Source organism: Mycobacterium sp. Marseille-P9652, from assembly GCF_902652685.1.
Taxonomy (GTDB): domain Bacteria; phylum Actinomycetota; class Actinomycetes; order Mycobacteriales; family Mycobacteriaceae; genus Mycobacterium.
The window spans coordinates 1-5460 of record NZ_CACRUY010000108.1 but is presented as its reverse complement, the minus strand read 5'-3'; the positions used below and the strand labels follow the sequence as shown (position 1 = coordinate 5460).

Annotated in this window: 7 protein-coding genes; 5 read left to right on the top strand and 2 right to left on the bottom strand. The window is 70.4% G+C overall.

Annotated elements, in window-relative coordinates; genetic code table 11:
- Positions 1-215 precede the first annotated feature (215 nt).
- The 4 genes from GPY60_RS26185 to GPY60_RS26170 all read left to right on the top strand — a co-directional run bounded on the left by GPY60_RS26185 (position 216) and on the right by GPY60_RS26170 (position 3296).
- The gene (locus GPY60_RS26185; protein WP_156690604.1) at positions 216-497 is read left to right on the top strand and encodes a phosphoribosyl-ATP diphosphatase; all 282 of its coding nucleotides are present in this window, start codon (positions 216-218) and stop codon (positions 495-497) included.
- A gap of 2 nt (positions 498-499) precedes the next feature.
- Positions 500-1345: an ATP phosphoribosyltransferase gene (hisG, locus tag GPY60_RS26180; RefSeq protein ID WP_156690603.1), complete on the top strand. Its 846-nt coding sequence runs from the start codon at positions 500-502 to the stop codon at positions 1343-1345.
- Between the two features lie 101 nt (positions 1346-1446).
- Entirely contained in the window at positions 1447-1929 is a 483-nt protein-coding gene (locus GPY60_RS26175) for a DUF4126 domain-containing protein (RefSeq protein WP_156690602.1), read from the top strand.
- Positions 1926-3296 (top strand): FAD-containing oxidoreductase, encoded by a 1371-nt coding sequence (locus GPY60_RS26170; RefSeq protein ID WP_156690601.1) that lies wholly within the window; start codon positions 1926-1928, stop codon positions 3294-3296. The genes GPY60_RS26175 and GPY60_RS26170 overlap by 4 nt, the downstream gene beginning before the upstream one ends.
- Here GPY60_RS26170 and GPY60_RS26165 read toward each other — a convergent pair.
- The gene (locus GPY60_RS26165; RefSeq protein ID WP_156690600.1) at positions 3293-4159 is read right to left on the bottom strand and encodes a RecB family exonuclease; all 867 of its coding nucleotides are present in this window, start codon (positions 4157-4159) and stop codon (positions 3293-3295) included. The genes GPY60_RS26170 and GPY60_RS26165 overlap by 4 nt on opposite strands.
- A gap of 73 nt (positions 4160-4232) precedes the next feature.
- On the opposite strand from GPY60_RS26165, the gene trmI reads away from it, so the two are divergent.
- On the top strand, positions 4233-5075 hold the full coding sequence (trmI, locus tag GPY60_RS26160; RefSeq protein WP_156690599.1) for a tRNA (adenine(58)-N(1))-methyltransferase TrmI: 843 nt from the start codon (positions 4233-4235) through the stop codon (positions 5073-5075).
- Between the two features lie 13 nt (positions 5076-5088).
- Here the strand turns inward: trmI and GPY60_RS26155 are convergent, their stop codons facing one another.
- A complete protein-coding gene (locus GPY60_RS26155) occupies positions 5089-5391 on the bottom strand; it encodes a DUF503 domain-containing protein (protein WP_156690605.1) in 303 nt (100 codons plus the stop codon).
- Between the last annotated feature and the right edge of the window lie 69 nt (positions 5392-5460).

The window sequence follows — 5460 nt, the reverse complement described above, 5'->3', positions numbered from 1 at the left end:
CCCGATGCCGACACAACGCACGAACGCCAACCTCCTCAAGGCGGCAGTGTTTGTAAGAGCCAGACACCGGGTGATCTGGACCCAACCACCGCAAACGCGGCAACGCCACCCTGACACTGAGTGTTTGTACGGCGACACGCCGTGAATGGCGGCATTCTGCGCACGCTCGCGGGCCGGGCCCGGCCCGAAACCCAAGTGACTTCGCTCGACGCCGCATGGAACAATCGCTGGCCGTGAAGACGTTCGAGGATCTGTTCGCCGAACTTGGCGAGCGTGCGCGCACCAGGCCGGCCGGCAGCGCGACGGTCGCGGCGCTGGACGGCGGGATACACGGGCTGGGCAAGAAGATCCTCGAAGAGGCGGGCGAGGTGTGGCTCGCCGCGGAGCACGAACCCGACGAGGCGCTCGCCGGGGAGATCAGCCAATTGCTGTACTGGACGCAGGTGTTGATGATCGCGCGCGGGCTGACCCTCGACGACGTGTACCGGAAGCTGTGAGCATGTTGCGGGTTGCGGTCCCCAACAAGGGCGCGCTGAGCGAGCCGGCCACCGAGATCCTCTCGGAAGCGGGCTACCGGCGGCGCACCGACCCGAAGGACCTCACGGTCATCGACCCGGTCAACGGAGTCGAGTTCTTCTTCCTGCGGCCGAAAGACATCGCGATCTATGTGGGTTCCGGAGAACTCGACTTCGGGATCACCGGCCGCGACCTGGTCCTGGATTCCGGTGCGCCGGTGCGCGAGCGGCTGGCCCTGGGCTTCGGCTCGTCGAGCTTCCGCTACGCCGGCCCCGCGGGGCGGCACTGGACCACCGCGGACCTGAGCGGCAAGCGGATCGCCACCGCCTACCCGAACTTGGTGCGAAATGACCTCCAAGACAAGGGGATCGAGGCGACCGTCATCCGTCTCGACGGGGCGGTGGAGATCTCGGTGCAGCTGGGTGTGGCCGACGCCATCGCCGACGTCGTCGGGTCGGGTCGCACGTTGAGCCTGCACGACCTGGTCGCCTTCGGCGAGCCGCTGTGCGATTCCGAGGCGGTGCTGATCGAGCGGATCGACCACCAGGCCGGCGCGGCGGGCGAGCAGCTGGTGGCTCGCGTGCAGGGCGTGGTCTTCGGCCAGCAGTACCTGATGCTCGACTACGACTGTCCCCGAGCCGTACTCGAGAAGGCGACGTCGATCACGCCGGGCCTGGAGTCGCCGACGATCGCCCCGCTCGCCGATCCGGACTGGGTCGCCGTCCGCGCACTGGTGCCACGCCGGGGTGTCAACGAGATCATGGACCAGCTGGCCGCCATCGGCGCAAAAGCAATTCTGGCGTCCGACATCAGGTTTTGCCGGTTCTGACAACCGCCCGCCGCTGTGTTAGCGTCCGGCCTGGGGCCGTGCCCGTGTCACCTCCATAGGCGTCAGCCCGGATCGCCGTTCGTCTCCCCAGGAGGGTCTTCGTGACACACGCTCTGGTCATGCTGATGGCGCTGCTGATCGGTGTTGTCGCCGGGCTGCGTTCGCTCACCGCTCCCGCCGTGGTGGCCTGGGCGGGCTTCCTCGGGTGGATCAACCTGCACGGAACGTGGGCGTCGTGGGTCGCCAACATCATCACGGTGTTGATCCTCAGCGGGCTCGCGATCGGCGAACTGGTGACCGACAAGCTGCCCAAGACCCCGGCCCGCACCGCCCCGCCGTCGTTCGTCGCGCGGCTGGTGATGGGCGGGTTCGCCGGCGCGGTCATCGGCGCCGCGTGGCACTACACCTTCAGCTCGCTGGGCGCCGGCGTGATCGGCGCGGTGCTGGGCACGCTCGGCGGCTATCACGCGCGCCGGCGGCTGGTGGCCGCCCGCAACGGCCAGGATCTGCCCATCGCGCTCCTCGAGGACGCGGTCGCGATCCTGGGCGGCTTCGCGATTCTCGCCGCGACGGCGAGCCTGTGACGGAACAGTTCGACGCGATCATCGTCGGTGCCGGTCAGGCCGGCCCTCCGCTCGCGGGCCGGTTGACGTCGGCCGGGCAGCGGGTCGCGATGGTGGAGCGCAAGCTGTTCGGCGGCACGTGCGTCAACACCGGATGCATCCCCACCAAGACGCTGGTGGCCAGCGCGCACGCCGCGCACCTGGCGCGGCGCGGAGCCGACTTCGGCGTAGGCACCGGCACGGTCAGCGTCGACATGGCAAAAGTCAAGGCGCGCAAGGACGAAATCATGCTCGCCGACCGCGCCGGCGTCGAGGACTGGCTGGACGGCATGGACGGCTGCACGGTGGTGCGCGGTCACGCCCGCTTCGACGATCCGCACACGGTGCGCGTCGGCGACCGACTCCTGCGCGCCGACCGCATCTTCCTCAACGTGGGCGGCCGCGCGGTGGTGCCCGACATCCCCGGCCTCTCGGAGGTCGAATTCCTCACGAACGTGTCGATCCTCGAATTGGACACGCTGCCAGAGCATCTCGTCGTCGTCGGGGGCAGTTACATCGCGCTGGAATTCGCCCAGATGTACCGGCGCTTCGGGGCCCGCGTGACGGTCGTCGAGCGCGGGCCGCGGCTGGCGTCCCGCGAGGACGAGGACGTCTCGGCGACCGTCCGGGAGATACTCGAGGCCGAAGGCATCGATGTCGTCGTCGGCGCCGACGATGTGCGAATACGCAAGACGGACAACGGATTCGAGCTCGTCCCGCAAGCAGGCGCCGAGCCCATCTCCGGGAGTCATCTGCTGCTGGCGGTGGGGCGGCGGCCCAACACCGACGACCTGGGCCTCGACGCGGCCGGCGTCCGGACCGACGCCCGCGGGTACATCGTCGTCGACGATCGGCTCAAGACCAGCGTCGACCACATCTGGGCGCTGGGCGACTGCAACGGCAAGGGCGCCTTCACGCACACCTCCTACAACGATTTCGAGATCGTCGCGGCCAACCTGCTCGATGACGACCCCCGAAAGGTCAGCGACCGCATCACCACCTATGCGCTCTACATCGACCCGCCACTGGGGCGCGCGGGCATGACCGTCGACCAGGTGCGTGCGTCGGGCCGCCGCGCGCTGGTCGGGAAGCGGCCGATGACCCGGGTCGGCAGGGCGGTGGAAAAGGGTGAGACGCAAGGCTTCATGAAGATCGTGGTCGACGCGGACACCGAAAAGATCCTGGGCGCGGCCATTTTGGGCGTCGGCGGGGACGAGGCCATCCACGCCATTTTGGACGTCATGTCGGCCGGGGCGCCGTACACGACCCTGTCGCGCACGATGCACATCCATCCCACGGTCAGCGAGCTGATCCCGACGATGCTGCAGGAAATGAGCCCGCTGGGCTAAATCTCCTGTGCTGCAGGCGACTCCGGCCAGCCGGGGTAGGGCGGTGGCGTGCCGCCGAAGAGCGGGCAGTGTTGCTGGTGCGGGCACCAGTCGCACAACCGCGACTGGCTGGGGCGGAAGTCGCCCGTTTGGCCGGCGGCCTGGATGGCGCGCCACATCGCGATCAGCGTCTTTTCGAAACGCAGCAGCTCGTCGAGTTCCGGCGAGTAGTCGAGCACCTGCCCGTCGGCGAGGTAGATCAGCCGCAGCCGCGCCGGCGCCACACCGCGCGAGCGCAGCAGCGCGACGGCGTAGAACTTCATCTGGAACATCGCCTTGAACTCGGCCAGCGCGCGTGCGGCCGGCGGCGCCTTGCCCGTCTTGTAGTCGACCACCCGCACCTCGCCGGTGGCGGCCACGTCGATGCGGTCGATGAACCCGCGCAGCAGCGTGCCGTCGGCGAGTTCGACCTCCACCCGTTCCTCGCGGCACTGCGGGTTGAACCGGGTCGGGTCTTCGAGGCGGTAATAACCCGACAGCAGCGCGCGGGCCTCGGCGAGCAGCTCGGCGCGCTGCGCCGCGTCGAAGATGCCGCCCACGTCGGGCTCCGCTGCCACGACCGCCTCCCAGGCGGGCTCCACCAGCGACGCCGCCGTCTCGGGACCGCGCAGCTCCGGCGGCAGCCCGTAGAGCTGTTCGAGGGCGGCGTGCACCACCGACCCCCGCAGCTGTGCGGCGGACGGCGCCTCCGGCAGCCGGTCGATCGCGCGGAAGCGGTACAGCAGCGGGCACTGCTTGAAGTCCGCCGCCCGCGACGGGGAGAGCGCGGGCTTTGAAGCGGCCCGGGCGCGCACCTCGCCGACCAGTGGGGTCAGGACGGTCATGTCGGCAGCTTAGGACCGGGGGCCGACAACCCCGGGCAGCCGCCACGGCGAGTCGGCTGGCACGCTGGACGGCGTGTCCGAGACCGGCCCCTTCAGCGCGGGGGAGCGCGTCCAGCTCACCGACGCCAAGGGCCGGCACTACACCTTCGTGCTCGCGCCCGGCGCGGAGTTCCACACGCACCGCGGTTCCATCGCGCACGACGCGCTGATCGGGCTCGAACAGGGCAGCGTGATCAAGTCCAGCAACGGCGCGCTGTTCCTGGCGCTGCGCCCGCTGCTCGTCGACTACGTCATGTCGATGCCGCGTGGGCCGCAGGTGATCTACCCCAAGGACGCGGCGCAGATCGTGCACGAGGGCGACATCTTCCCCGGTGCGCGGGTGCTCGAGGCCGGCGCCGGATCGGGGGCGCTGACGCTCTCGCTGCTGCGTGCCGTCGGGCCGCAGGGCCGGGTGGTCTCGTACGAGGCCCGCGCCGACCACGACGAGCACGCCCGCCGCAACGTGGGGGTGTTCTTCGGCCGGCCGCCCGACAACTGGGAGCTGGTCGTCGCCGACCTAGCGGACTCCGACCTCCCCGACGGCTCCTTCGACCGGGCCGTGCTGGACATGCTCGCCCCGTGGGAGGTGCTGGCGTCGGTAGGCCGGCTGCTCGTCGCCGGGGGTGTGCTGATCATTTACGTGGCCACGGTCACGCAGCTGTCCACAACGGTGGAGGCGCTGCGGGCCCAGCAGTGCTGGACCGAGCCCCGGTCATGGGAGACGTTGCAGCGGGGCTGGAACGTGGTCGGGCTCGCCGTGCGGCCCCAGCACTCGATGCGCGGGCACACCGCGTTTTTGGTGTTCGCGCGGCGGCTGGCCCCCGGCGCGGTCGCCCCGGCTCCGCTGGGGCGCAAGCGCCCGGGGCGCGACGGCTAGCGTCGGCCCGGCATCACTGCCCCAGGTCGTCGCTGCGCAGCAGCGAGCGCCGTACCGACAGCAGCTCGAAGTCCGGGTGCGCGGCCACGAGCCGTTCGGCCGCGTCCAGCACGTCGACGGCGTGCCCCCGGTCGCCGGAGACCGTGGCCACCCCGATGCCCGCCCGTCGATACAGCTCGTGCGAACCCGTCTCGGCCGCCGACACGCTGAACTTGCGTCGCAGCTCGGCGACGAGCGGGCGGATCACCGACCGCTTCTGCTTGAGCGATCGCACGTCGCCGAGCAACACGTCGAACTCGAGCAGGCCGACCCACATCCCGCGGGTCAACCCGGTGGGGTCGCGGTCGGGCTCGGCGGCGCCGCGGCCGTCGCCGCCGAGCCCGAC